The sequence below is a fragment of the Thermococcus celericrescens genome, assembly GCF_001484195.1.
GTDB lineage: Archaea > Methanobacteriota_B > Thermococci > Thermococcales > Thermococcaceae > Thermococcus > Thermococcus celericrescens.
Window position 1 is genome coordinate 66,122 of the sequence record NZ_LLYW01000013.1, and the last position, 12,062, is coordinate 78,183.

The following is a 12,062-nucleotide window of genomic DNA, read 5'->3' on the forward strand; positions in this document are numbered from 1 at the left end:
CTCTCCCCACGACCTAAAAGCTTTTGGGCGGTGGGTTCAAATTGCTCCGGTGGGACTATGTGCCGCGTAATGTTTGCAGCAGGTGACGGAAAGCGGATTCGTCCGCTGCTGGATGCCCTGGTAAGGTCCTCCGAAAATGACCCGTACAAGGAGCGGAGGGGAAGGGGGAATCAGCACAGGGACGGATGGGGGTACGTCCTCCTGAAGGAGGGTTCGGTGAAGCACTACCGCTCGCTGAGGCCCATATTTGAGGACGCCGCCGCCCTCGGTTCCCTCAGAGAGGAGCTTGAGGGCTTCGCCGTGCTGATGGCCCACACGAGGGCGGCCAGTCAGGGGGCCAGGAACCTCTTCAACGTCCACCCGTTTGCATTTTCGTCCAGACACGGCTTCACGTTCTGGCTGCTTCACAACGGCGACCTTGACAAGGAGAGGATTATGGAGCTTGCCGAACTGGACGGGGAGGAGCTGGGGAACGTTTCCGACACCTACGCCTTCGCCACCTACCTGTGCAGGAGGCTCCCCAGCCCGTCGCTCGATGACGTTCTGGAGCAGTACCGGATCATCAACGGGACGATGAAGTCCCTCTTCAACACCGTCACCCTGTTCCAGGATTCCGGGGGAAGATTCTCCGCTTTCATAACCGCCAGCATGAGCGAGAAATATGCCGAGAACCCGCTGAACTACGACTACGGCAGGCTGCTCCTCATTGAAGGTGAGGACCTCTTCGCGGTGACGTCGTCAACCTTTGAGCTGTACCACCCTGCGGACTACCGGGTAATCCCAAACGGAACCGCGTTCTACGTCAGGCTTGGTGAGGATGGCTTCGACGTTGAGACCGTTCACCTGTGAAACGTTATATACGATGCCGCCCCACTTTTATTTTGGGTGGTAACATGGATGGGGATGCCCCGATTAAGGTATACATGACGAGGAAACTGATAGGCGTTTCTCCGGACGACAGCGTAAAGCGCGCCTGCGAGGTTATGGTGGAGTTCGACATAGGCTCCCTGGTTGTCGTTGAAGAAAACAGGGTGGTGGGATTCTTCACAAAGAGCGACATAATCCGACGTGTCGTCATCCCGGGGCTGTCGAACGGCACCCCCGTCAGGGAGATAATGAGCGGGGAGCTGATAACAGTCGACGCGAACACTCCCGTGAGGGACGTCCTCAACCTGATGGCCAAGAAAGGGATCAAGCACATGCTCATCAAGGAAGATGGGGAGATAGTCGGCATATTCAGCCTGAGCGACCTGCTGACCGCCAGCCGGAGGCGGCTCGAGACAGCCATCGCGGCGGAGTGATGGTTATGATACGGATAGCGCACATAAGCGACACCCACATAACTAGCGAGAGCGCCTACAAGGGCTACGCCTACGACCTCATAGTCAACGACGTGAACCGCGGGGACTTCGACTTCGTGATACACACCGGTGACGTGACCAACCAGGGGCTCCGCGAGGAGTATGAGCGGGCCTCGTACGAGCTTAGAAAAATAAAGAAGCCGCTCGTTGTCATTCCTGGCAACCACGATGTCAGGAACGTCGGCTACAAGCTGTTCGAGAAGTTCATAGGCCCGCTTAATGGCGTTTACGAGTTCCGCGACGGTGTCGTCATCTGGGTTGACTCGACCATACCCGACCTGAGCGACGGCAGGGTGGGCGGTCACAAGTTCCGGTGGCTCAAGTCGAGGCTCGAGGAGTACTCCGAGAAAAAGTTCAAAATCGTCGCCGCACACCATCACCTCGTCCCGCTGCCCGACACCGGGCGGGAGAGAAACGTTCTGTACAACGCCGGCGACGTTCTCGACCTCCTCCTCAGGCACGAGGTCAGCCTCTACACCTGCGGCCACAAGCACGTGCCCAACGTCTACCGCATCGAGGATATGGTGATTGACAACGCGGGCTGCACATCCTGCAGGAAGACGAGGAAGGGGGATGTGAACAGCTACAACATCATCACCATCCACGACGACGGCAGGATCGAGGTTACGATAAAACGCGTGACCGGGGACGAGGTGCGGAAGGAACACAGACCCATAAAGCCGAAGATCTTCGTGCCCCGTGGAGAGCGCCTGCTCCGGATAGTCCAGATGAGCGAGAGCAACGTCTCGGACAGGATGTACTTCAGGAGGAAGGTACTCGAAAACGCCGTGCGCACCATAAACGAAAAGCTGAGGCCCGACATAGTGATCCACAACGGTGACATCGTGGATATGGGGATAGAGCGCTACTACGAGAAGGCCTACGAGTTCTACGAGAAGATCAAAGCGGAAAAGCTCGTCGTTCCCGGCCACAACGACATAACCTACCTGGGCTACGACCTGTTTCTGGAGTACTTCGGCGAACCGGAAATCGTGGAGATGAAGGGCTTCACGTTCCTTCCAGTGATAAGCGCCCAGTACGAAACTCCAATAGGAGTCGTCGGGCGGATAGGCCAGCGGAAAATAGCGAGGCACCTCGAGGAGTATCGCGAGAGCTTTACGGTGGTCGTTCTGCACCACAACATCATTCCGATTCCGCGGAGCAGGGAGGTGGGATTCCTCGAAGACGCCGGCGACGTGCTGAGGACATTGACGTGGGGGGAGGCCAACCTCGTGCTGACCGGCCACGGGGGCAACTCCTTCGCGGTCAAGGTTGAGAAAACACCCATAGTCAACGCGGGCTCAATAAGCTGGGAGCTCCACAGGAACCCCTTCGGAAACAGCTTCAACCTTATAGATATATACCCCGGAATGATAGTCGTCTTTGAGGTTCAGGCCACGTGGGGGAGCGGAAGGCTCCTTGGAATATGGAAGATAAAGGGCCCGTTCACCCCCTGACGTCCCTTCCCATCTTTCTCATCAGCTGCTCCATTATGTCCTCCATTATAACGTCCACCGTGCTCTCGAGTTCGACGTTGTTTATCACCCGAACCCCGTGCTCCCTGGCCATCTCCACGATGAAATCCTGTATCTCCATGATGGCGTCTATGTGCTCGATGTAGTACTCGGCGGGCCTCTTGCTGTAGCGCGCCCTTTCGTAGAACCTGGCCTCCAGGTCCCGCTTGCTCCCCACGGTTACCACGTACATGAAGTCCCTGTCGTTGAGCTCCACGTAGCCGGGAACCAGGTGTATGCCCTCGATGACCGTGTTGAAGCCCTCCTTGTGGGCCCTCTCAAGGACCGCCTTGAGGCCAACGGACACGTGACGGACCTGCTCCTCGAAGCCCCTGATCAGGGGGGAGTCCCTTCCCTTGACCCTGCCAGCGGCCGTCCAGGCGAGGAAGGACGACGTGTGGAGGTCGGGGAGAAGTTCGGGTGCTATTATCTTCCTCATGACCTCCCTTACCGTGTCCGTTCCTATAACGCTCCTTATGCCGAGGCGAAACGCCAGCTCGGTCGCTATCGTTGACTTCCCGACGCCCGTTGCCCCGCCAAGGAGAATGGTTATCGGCACCTTCAGGCGGCGGAGCTGGCGCCAGAACAGGTAACGCTTCGCCGCTTCCTTAAGGCCGTGGTCAATGAGCTTCCGGTACGTCAGTTCCCGTATCTCCTCCGTGGTGACGAACTTAGCCTTCCTGGAATTCAGCTCCTTCTGAACCTCCGTGGCTATGATGTACGCTATACCCACGTCAACCCCCGCAAGGGTTATGGAGCGCGTGAGGATCCCCCTTGAGAACGGGAGCCTGGCCCTGCTCTGGGGGTCGGTTACGATTATCATCCTCTCCCCTCCAGTATCGAGCGGCCGAGCCTCAAAACGGCCCCTCTCAGATCCTTCCCATCGATGTTGACCGGCTCGTTGTCCAGGTAGATCACCTCGATTCCCCTCTCAAGTGCCCACCTGGTAACAACGTCCACAGCGGCGGCCTTGAGCTCAACGGCCACCGCGTCGATGCCCTCAAATCCCTCCAGGTCTTTTCTCAGTGCGGGCCTCCTAGACAGGTTGCCGGAGGCATGGACGACATCCGCCCCCAGACCCTCGATGTACCTCCTCGCCCCCTCGAGGGCCAGCCCCGACGTCATCACGAGGGCCAGCCTCTTCCCGGAAACGTCCCCGAGAGGCCTCGGTCTGAATGCGGTCAAATGCACGTCCACGTCGGGGTTAGTCTCCCAGATTATCCTCTCAAGCTCCCTCAGCCGCTCAGGGCGTACCGAGTCGGCCATCGTGACGACGACTATGTCCGCCAGAGAGAGCCTGAAGGGGCCAAAGTAGCCACCTATGAAGTCGGACTTCTGGGCGGCGCTGACCATGAGGACGTACCCATCCGCACGGTAGGCAGGAAACGTTGCCCCGCTGCCCTCGAGGATTATGAGGTCATTTGGCAGGCTCTCCGCCAGCTTAACGCCCTCGTCCACAACGTCGAAGAATGAAAACCCCGCCATGCCTCCCCCGCAGCGGCGGCACCCTATGGTCGCAACGCGTGAGGTGAGCGCATTCTCAAAGTGGTCCGAGGCGGCGTGCTTTCCCTTCCCCGCCAGCTCGATCAGGAACTCGGGGGTTATCTCAAACTTGTCCCCCTCTATCAGCTCCGGCTCTTCAGGACCTCCGCGGCCCATCGTGACTATGACGGGGTTGGCTATCTCCTTGAGGGTTCTGGCTATGAAGCCGCTGACCGCAGTCTTGCCGACCCTCTTCCCCGTTCCTATGACGGCAAGGCTCGGCTTTCTGGTCCTCCTCAGCGGCCTGGGAGTGAACGTGAAGTCCGCCCCCCTGTAGGTCACACCGTGGAGCATGCACAGGGATGCAATCCTAAACCTGTCCTCGTAGTTCAGGACGGGCTCGTCGCTCAAGTCAACGACCTCGCAAACGTCGTTCTCCCTGAGGGCCCTCGCGAGGGCGGCAAGGTAGTCCCCCGCGTAATACACTGGAATCCTGAGCCTCTCCTCGATGTCCCGAATGTCCCCAATCTTCTCGCTCCCGCCCAGAAAGACGGCGCAGCAGACACCACCGAGCCTTTCTACCGCCCACGCGGTAACGTCTGGATAGTGCTCGCCGTCGATAAGGACGAGCCTCCGATTTTTCATGCCACCACCGTAACCACTATATTCATGGAGCATTTAACATTTTGGAGTGTGTCCCAGCGGCACCTCTCCGGAGAGAATAGGTACACTACCCTGGGAACCGCAGGAAGGGTTATAAACCCCAAGGAGGTATGATTATTGGCGGCCACTGAAAGCGGCCCCGCTGAAAGGAGGTGTATGAAATGGTTGAGATGATTGTTAAGAGCAAGGTTAAGGAGGCCGTTAAGGCCATCGACCCCGAGATGAGGGTCAACCCGGAGTTCTACGACGCCCTTGAGGCCGAGATCAAGACCCTCGTTGAGAAGGCCGTCAAGAGGGCCAAGGACGAGGGCAAGAAGACCCTCTACCCGAGGCACGTTTGAGGCCTCTCCCTTTTCCTGCTTTTTCCATTCCATCGATGGCCTTTTATTCTCCTTTTCCTAACTTTCGCGGTGGTAACATGGCGCTGAGAGAGCTCGGAGATTCTATCTACCTATACCCGGGCAGTCCCTCCACCATGATAAAGGTTCTCAGGGAAGGGGCGGTTCTGATCGACCCCGGCCACGGGAGCGGGCGGCACAAAGATCTGAAAAGGGAGGTCCGGAAGCTAGGGGTCGAAATAAAGGCCCAGCTTGCGACGCACGGCCACGCAGACCACGTATCGGTTGCGCCGAGGATCGACGCTCCTCTGTTCATGCACCGCTTCGAGTTCTCGATAGCCGAGAGCCCGCTGAACAGGGAACTGCTCACCTTCGGCTCGAAGGCGCCGAACGGCTTCCTCGTCTTCCAGTTCCCCGAGGAGGTCAAGGTTCACGCGGTTTTCGAGTGGGGGGACGAACCCTTCGGTCTCAAGTCGGTGAAGCTGAACGGACATTCCCCCGGCATGACGGGTTTTGTGGACGAAGTGGGCGGTGTTCTCTACGCGGGGGACGCCTTCTTCGGGGAGCGGGTCATAACCTCGGTCGGCCTGCCTTACATGGTCGACCCTGACTTATTCAAAGCTTCAATTGCAGAATTAAAGAATTATGCAGAGGACGGCTTTCTCCTGATACCATCCCATGGCAGGCCAGTGGAGGGGGAGGAGGCGCTCGAACTGCTCGACTTCAACCTCAACCGTGTCGAGGAGACCGAAAGCCTCATCCTGGACATCCTGAGGGAGGGTCCGATGGGCATCGACGGTATCGCCTTCCGCATAATGAGGTACTACGGGGTCGAGGTCACGCCCCAGAAGCTCGCCCTCAACCTCGTCCCCGCCAGGGCCTTCATTGCGAAGCTCTACAACGAGGGAAAGGTGGGCGCGGTCGTTGATAATGGACTCAAATGGAGGGTGGAGAAGGGTTAGGGAGCAGGCGCTCACTCCCCGTCAGGATAGCACAGGTAGCGGTAGGGGCAGAACCTGCACGTGTAGGAGTACTCCCCCTTCGGGGGCTTTCCTCTTTCGTAGGCCTTCTTGACGGAGTAGAAGTGCTTGAGGGTCTCGCGGAAGAGCTTGCCGTCGTAGGGAACTTCAAAGGCCTTGAAGTTCGGCCCCTTTACGATGGGAAAGCGCGAAAAGTCGATCTTGCTTATCACCCTCGTGGGTTCCTCGTGGAGCTTTATGTAGTAGAGATAGCCGTACTCCGCCTCCGCCCAGCGCATGTAGATGTTGAGCTGGGCCATGTGGTAGTCGTAGGGTTTGCTGGGGAGGCTGGTCTTGCCCTTTATCTCGATTGGGAAGTCCCCTATGGCGTCTATCCTGCCGTGTATCTCGAAACCGAGTCTCTGGGACCTGAGAATGAGGTGCTTCTCAAGCTCGAAGCCGAAGCGTTTTTGCAGGATCTCACCGAGGACGTTGTGGGTGTTTATGCCCTGGTTCAGCCGCACCTTTACGAACTCCGGCCACCTCTCGGGGTAGCCCTTGAGCCTGAAGTATATCCTCCTCGGACACGTCAGGGCCTCGCTGGCGTAGAACTCGATGAAACCATCGTTCCCATTGCTTCCGTCATTTCCGGCCATTCCGTTCCCTCCAGGAAGGGGGGCGGGTCATCGGCCCGCGAACCTCTCCGCCCCTGCGTCAGCTAATACCGACGTCATCACCCATCAGACTGGGCAAGGGTCGTCATCCGCTTGGAAGGTTAAGGCTAACCCGGCATTTAAACCTTTAGGGGAAGGGAAAGAAAGGGGTCAAAGAACGGTGCCCCTCTTCCTCTTGAGCGAGTAGCTCAGCCCGTACGCCGGCCAGATGCTCGGCGGCTGCTCGTAGTGGTGGAGGTTCCTCAGTATCTTCTCTGCGGTCTTTTTGTTCCTGGCCTTTACCCTCAGAACGCCGTCCTCGAGTTCAACCGTTCCGTTGGACAGCCTCAGGGTGAGCTTCGAGCCGTTCACTTCGGGCCTGGCCTTCATTAAAAGCTCCCTGTAGTCCTCGTATGCCTCCCTGCTGAGCTTCTGCTCAAGAAAGACGGGTTTCTCACGTGACTTAAACAGACGGGAGAACCAACTACTTGAAGGTTCTTCATCCATACTCCTCATCTACCTCCGGAGGATTTCTCGTTTTAAATTCGCCGTTCCGCTTTTTAAGGCTTTCTCCTCGCTTTTTGACGAAAGGATACATTGTACAACTACCTTTGGGGTTTATATATTCAATAAATACCAAAAAATTTTTAAGTATTTAATAGTGTAAATAATATTAATAACACTTAGGAGGAGAACCCAAATGGCAACTTTTGGTCTGTGGTGGTTTAGGTGGAATGGGTCGAGCTATGAGTCACGAATGACTTTAGGAAGTACTGAAGCAACAGTTTACGACTTTAAAAATAGGAGATTTAATTATTTAATAGCCCTCGACGGTGAAGGGAGAGCCTCTCACTATACGGGGCCATTAACTGGTTATGGATCTTACAATGATGGATACAGGGATGGTCAGAGGCTTGCTGCATGGCTCACTTTTAAACTCCAAGGAATTCACTACTATATCACAATCCCATTTTATACCCCAGCGGGAAATCCAAGAGACAATCCACAAGGATCGTTTGATAACTCTTACTGGAATGGATGGGTAGATGGTGTTTTGAGCATTGTGGATTCGAACCGGAAAGGATTTTACTGGAGTCTGGAAGCAGCGGGACAAATTACGAAAGGCTATGGAGCAGGAAGAGTGAACGAACAACTGATTAGTGACCTTTCAAGCTATGTCAGGAGTTATGGTCTCAAGCTGATCTGGATTCCAGCACTCAGAGATAGAGACATGGAATTTATTGACAATCCCGAGTATGTTAACATCCCGCAATTAAGGACTTATTTTAACTATATCTTTGTTCAACCTAACTACTATCAACTTTCAACATTAAGAGACAAATACGGAAATACTTATGAGTACTCCTATGAGGAACTTAAAAAACGGGTAAATTGGATTTATGAAGGGCAGGTTTATATGGAAATGGAAGTTGACAAGACGGTATTAGGGATATCCTGCAACAATAGGAACTGCCCTGAGGACATGAGATGCATTGAGAATACCTGTGTGGAGAACTGTAGATCTTCTACCCCCATATTTGCTCTTAGTTATGCGGGGGATTATCTCCGGGCACAGAAAGATGTTCTTGGGAGTAAATTCTATCACAGGGCATACTACTTTAGTACAGACTTGAATGTCATTGACAACATGGAAAGATATTGTCAAGACAACCTCGGTGAACATTATGTCTAAACATTCTTTATCATTTCTTGTCTTATCTCTTCTCATCATTTTTGTCTCACCCTTAGCGGCAGCTCAGAGAGATGGGTTCATTACGTCCATTCACGTGTTCCCTGGAAAATCCGACGCCTTCATTGTCGTTGAATGGGATCTGGCGTACTATACGACGTGTCCCGGCATTGACCCGAAGGAGAGGCTGTGTTATTGCTCCCTAGATCCAACGTTTTTCAGGCGCTACGTGTTCTACTTCAACGGGAGCAATGTGCTCTATGTGCCCCAGCTCTCTGATACTGATGTTGAGATAGGATTTAGCCATTTAAACTCATCGTGGAGGATGGCCTACCTATTTGGTGAAATAAAGCCAAATCTTCCAGGAGTAAATGGGTCAAATTACTATGAAATCCACCCAGAGAAGGGCTGCGTTCGTCCACTGGGTAATCTGTCATACGTATTCCATCCCTATCCCGGAGTGTCGGGTAGAATGGAAGGAAACGCCATCGTTTTTTCCAACGGCTCCAAGACGTACAGAGTCCCTTTGGAATATCTTGAGGATCACGTGCTTTTGAAATCCGACTACGACAATTTCAGAGCAGTTTTTCTCAAAAATGGGGTTCTGTTCTACGTACCCTATTACGCGGGGGAGGCCAACTACTGGTATCCTGACGTTCTAATACACGGGAGGGGGAACTGTTCCGCAGATAATCTCATGCTCACAAGCGTGGATAAAATAAAACCCGTTTCATTATTCTTCTACGACGGGAAGGAGCTCAAAACGTTTCAGCTTTACCAGATAACATACGAGGATTCCTCAGATCCAATGCCAAGGGTTTTGATCAATGAAACCCTTGATTTTTCGCAGTGCGAACGGGAAATCTGCGGCACTGGACTTATATTGGCTCTTTTGTTGCTCCCACTCGGCTTTGTGCGATGGATGGGTAGGAGGCTCTGAGTTCAAAAAACAAGATCTAGGGCAGTTGAGGACAAAGGTTTAAATTCCAGTACAGAGGAGCAAATGATGAAAATGGAAAAAAACAGAACCCAGCTCATAAAACCCCGCATAAGGAAAATCCTCTCACGGGAACTTTCACAGGAGTTAGTTGAGATGCTCCCCAAGCACTGGGTTCAGATAGGCGATGTACTGATTCTGCCGCTCAGGCAGGAGCTTGAGCCTTACAAGCACCGCATCGCCGAGGTCTATGCCCAGGTAATCGGGGTCAAAACCGTCCTGAGGAAGGGCAGAATAGGCGGCGAGTTCCGCGAGACGAACTACGAGGTTCTCTACGGGAGCGATACGGTAACGGTGCACGTTGAGAACGGAATCAGATACAAGCTGGACGTTGCCAAAGTCATGTTCTCCCCGGCCAACGTCAAAGAGCGCGTTAGAATGGCAAAGGTCGCGAAGCCCGGGGAGCTCGTGGTGGACATGTTCGCTGGAATCGGACACCTCAGTCTCCCGATGGCCGTCCACGGGAAGGCCAGGGTCATTGCAATAGAGAAGAGCCCGTACACGTTCCAGTTCCTGGTCGAGAATATCGAGCTGAACCGGGTTCAGGGCAGGATGACGGCCTACAACATCGACAACCGCGACTTCCCGGGGGAGAACGTAGCCGACAGGATTCTGATGGGCTACGTCGTTACGACCCATGAGTTCATCCCCAAGGCGCTGAGTATAGCGAAGGACGAGGCGGTGATTCACTACCACAACACCGTTCCGGAGAGGCTGATGCCGGAGGAGCCCTTCAGGACGTTCCGGGAAATCGCGAGAGAGCATGGCTACGAGGCCGAAAAGCTCAACGAGCTGGTCATCAAGCGCTACGCCCCCGGGGTCTGGCACGTCGTCGTTGACGTGAGGGTCTTCAAGAGATGAACCCTTCTTCTATGTTCCTGTTGAAAGGCCCTATCCCAACCGAACGGCGGCGTTCCAGCGGCCGTTTAAACTTTCTCCATTGGGTTCATCCATGGAACTTTCTGTTCCATCGGACAAACTTTTGGTCCGTTGTGTCGGAGGTGGTTCGCCGGTGGTTAACAATTGAACTTAACTTAACATATGCTGTGAAACGCTTCCTTTTGCGAAGACCTTATATCCTCCAACCTGAAAATCTTTCGAGGTGATTCTGAAATGGAGGCAAAAGGTGGCTACTGGGGCAAGATTCTGAGGGTCAACCTGACCACCAAAGAGGTCAAGGTTGAGCCCCTCCCCGAGGAGTTCCCGAGGAAGTACCTCGGCGGCGTTGGCTTTGGAACCAGGGTTCTCTACGACGAGGTTACGGCGGGCGCGGACCCCCTCGGGCCCGAGAACAAGATGATAATCACGCCCGGTCTGTTCGTTGATACCGGCATTGGAACCGGCTCTAAGACTGCCTTCAACTTCAAGAGCCCGCTCACCGGCGGCTATGGAAGGGCCATGGCCGGTGCCGAGATGGGCGTTCAGCTCAAGAGGGCAGGCTACGACATGCTCATCGTAGAGGGACAGAGCGATGAACCCGTCATGCTCATCATCAACGACGATGACGTCAAGATCGTTCCCGCCGATGGCTACTGGGGCCTCACCACCGGCGAGGCTAGGTCCAAGGCCAAGGAGGAGTACCCCGGCTACGCGACCGCATTCATCGGACCCGCGGGCGAGAGACTCAGCTTCATCTCGACGATCGAGACCGATGACAGGCAGGCCGCCCGTGGAGGACCCGGTGCCGTCCTCGGAAGCAAGAAGCTCAAGGGTATCCTTGTGAAGGGCAGCAAGAAGGCCCCGATAGCCAGCCCCAAGAAGTTCCGCGAGCTCCTGAAAGAGTGGGCCCTCGTCTTCAAGGACCACCCGGCCACCAAGGCGGACATGGACTACGGAAGCGGTGAGTTCCTCGACTGGATGAACCGCGAGAGGGGCACCTTCCCGGTCAGGAACTGGCAGATGGGCTTCTTCAAGAAGGCCTATGAGAAGGCCAAGGAGGAGGGAAGGGAGCACATCGGCATAGACCCCTACTTCTGGGCCCCGAAGTACCGCGCTGGAAGGAGGCCGTGCCCGCTCTGTAACAAGCCGTGCAGCCAGTACGTCAGGGTGGAGAGCGAGAAGTGGGGCACCTTCATGGTCGACGGCCCAGAGTACGAGACCCTCTACTCCTTCGGCGGTGTCCTCGAGCTGGACGACTTCGAGACCGTTGCCTACCTCAACTACCTCGCAGACCAGCTCGGCCTCGACACCATCTCGGCCGGTGTCACAATCGCCTGGGCCATGGAGGCCTACGAGCGCGGATTGCTCACCAAGGAAGAGGCCGACGGCATCGAGCTCACCTTCGGCAACGGCGAGGCCGCCGTAGAGGCCCTCAGGAAGATGGCCTACCGCGAGGGCAACCTCGGAAAGCTCCTCGCCGACGGTGTCAAGAGGGCCAGCGAGAGGCTCGGAAAGGACAGCTGGAA

The 12,062-nt window shown here is 55.3% G+C and carries 13 protein-coding genes; 9 read left to right on the plus strand and 4 right to left on the minus strand.

Translation table 11 applies throughout. From position 1 onward, the window contains the following. Positions 1-57: 57 nt before the first annotated feature. From APY94_RS04270 to APY94_RS04280, 3 genes are read left to right on the plus strand one after another with little or no spacing between them, the layout of a single operon-like run. Positions 58-849, plus strand: a complete 792-nt coding sequence (locus APY94_RS04270; protein ID WP_058938460.1) for a class II glutamine amidotransferase — start codon at positions 58-60, stop codon at positions 847-849. Between the two features lie 44 nt (positions 850-893). Next, a complete protein-coding gene (locus APY94_RS04275) occupies positions 894-1,301 on the plus strand; it encodes a CBS domain-containing protein (protein WP_058938461.1) in 408 nt (135 codons plus the stop codon). A 5-nt stretch (positions 1,302-1,306) separates the two neighbouring features. Further along, positions 1,307-2,818, plus strand: coding sequence for a metallophosphoesterase family protein (locus APY94_RS04280; RefSeq protein ID WP_058938462.1), 1,512 nt, complete (start codon positions 1,307-1,309; stop codon positions 2,816-2,818). On the opposite strand, the gene APY94_RS04285 is transcribed toward APY94_RS04280, so the two are convergent. Together APY94_RS04285 and APY94_RS04290 are read right to left on the minus strand one after the other, a co-directional pair. Further along, entirely contained in the window at positions 2,808-3,698 is an 891-nt protein-coding gene (locus APY94_RS04285) for a 2-phosphoglycerate kinase (protein WP_058938463.1), read from the minus strand. The two genes, APY94_RS04280 and APY94_RS04285, sit on opposite strands and share 11 nt — an antisense overlap. Beyond that, positions 3,695-5,002 (minus strand): hypothetical protein, encoded by a 1,308-nt coding sequence (locus tag APY94_RS04290; RefSeq protein WP_058938464.1) that lies wholly within the window; start codon positions 5,000-5,002, stop codon positions 3,695-3,697. The genes APY94_RS04285 and APY94_RS04290 overlap by 4 nt, the downstream gene beginning before the upstream one ends. Positions 5,003-5,181: 179 nt before the next feature. Between APY94_RS04290 and APY94_RS04295 the strand changes: the two genes are divergently transcribed. Together APY94_RS04295 and APY94_RS04300 are read left to right on the plus strand one after the other, a co-directional pair. Further along, positions 5,182-5,361, plus strand: coding sequence for a hypothetical protein (locus tag APY94_RS04295; RefSeq protein WP_058938465.1), 180 nt, complete (start codon positions 5,182-5,184; stop codon positions 5,359-5,361). Between the two features lie 77 nt (positions 5,362-5,438). Further along, positions 5,439-6,320 carry an MBL fold metallo-hydrolase gene (locus APY94_RS04300; RefSeq protein ID WP_058938466.1) on the plus strand — a complete coding sequence of 294 codons (882 nt, stop codon included), beginning with the start codon at positions 5,439-5,441 and terminating at the stop codon, positions 6,318-6,320. Between the two features lie 11 nt (positions 6,321-6,331). Here the strand turns inward: APY94_RS04300 and cas4 are convergent, their stop codons facing one another. Both cas4 and APY94_RS04310 read right to left on the minus strand, forming a co-directional pair. Then, positions 6,332-6,973, minus strand: a complete 642-nt coding sequence (gene cas4 / locus APY94_RS04305) for a CRISPR-associated protein Cas4 (protein WP_058938467.1) — start codon at positions 6,971-6,973, stop codon at positions 6,332-6,334. A 168-nt stretch (positions 6,974-7,141) separates the two neighbouring features. Then, positions 7,142-7,477 carry a hypothetical protein gene (locus APY94_RS04310; protein ID WP_058938473.1) on the minus strand — a complete coding sequence of 112 codons (336 nt, stop codon included), beginning with the start codon at positions 7,475-7,477 and terminating at the stop codon, positions 7,142-7,144. A 193-nt stretch (positions 7,478-7,670) separates the two neighbouring features. Between APY94_RS04310 and APY94_RS04315 the strand changes: the two genes are divergently transcribed. The 4 genes from APY94_RS04315 to APY94_RS04330 all read left to right on the plus strand — a co-directional run. Further along, positions 7,671-8,663 carry a DUF4855 domain-containing protein gene (locus APY94_RS04315; RefSeq protein ID WP_157065468.1) on the plus strand — a complete coding sequence of 331 codons (993 nt, stop codon included), beginning with the start codon at positions 7,671-7,673 and terminating at the stop codon, positions 8,661-8,663. Continuing rightward, a complete protein-coding gene (locus APY94_RS04320) occupies positions 8,656-9,600 on the plus strand; it encodes a hypothetical protein (RefSeq protein WP_058938469.1) in 945 nt (314 codons plus the stop codon). Before APY94_RS04315 ends, APY94_RS04320 begins: the two co-directional genes overlap by 8 nt. A gap of 66 nt (positions 9,601-9,666) precedes the next feature. Next, a complete protein-coding gene (gene taw2, locus APY94_RS04325; RefSeq protein WP_245610407.1) occupies positions 9,667-10,518 on the plus strand; it encodes a tRNA(Phe) (4-demethylwyosine(37)-C(7)) aminocarboxypropyltransferase Taw2 in 852 nt (283 codons plus the stop codon). A 252-nt stretch (positions 10,519-10,770) separates the two neighbouring features. Further along, positions 10,771-12,062, plus strand: a 1,292-nt coding sequence (locus tag APY94_RS04330) for an aldehyde ferredoxin oxidoreductase family protein (protein ID WP_058938470.1), incomplete at its 3' end; no start/stop codon positions are given.